This is a genomic window from Nocardia cyriacigeorgica, from assembly GCF_010868145.1.
GTDB lineage: Bacteria > Actinomycetota > Actinomycetes > Mycobacteriales > Mycobacteriaceae > Nocardia > Nocardia cyriacigeorgica_D.
In genome coordinates this window covers 1-292 of sequence record NZ_JAAGUY010000077.1, presented here as the reverse complement: position 1 = coordinate 292, position 292 = coordinate 1, and the positions used below count along the sequence as shown (strand labels likewise).

At 71.9% G+C, this 292-nt stretch carries 1 pseudogene; it reads right to left on the bottom strand.

The annotated features are described in order from the left end of the window. Positions 1–292, bottom strand: a pseudogene (locus GV792_RS28815) (hypothetical protein); the annotation flags it as partial.

The following is a 292-nucleotide window of genomic DNA, read 5'->3' as shown; positions in this document are numbered from 1 at the left end:
AGCACCGTCTGGTCCAGCAGGGCGGCGGGCGGGCCATGCCCGGAACCGTGCTCCTTGGCCAGGTCGGCGCCCTGTTCGGCGAGTTCGACGAGGGTGCGGGCGGGCACATCGTCGACGTGGGAGAAGCCGGTGACCGGTGGCAGCGCGCCGCGCCAGGCCGAATCCATCGAGTAGCCGAGGTCGATCGGACTGCCCGAAGCCAGCCCGGACAACACCAGATCGGCGCCGACGGTGACGTCGTCGACGCCCAACTCGGCCACCACCGTCCGCACCGCGAGCGCCTCGAATCCGG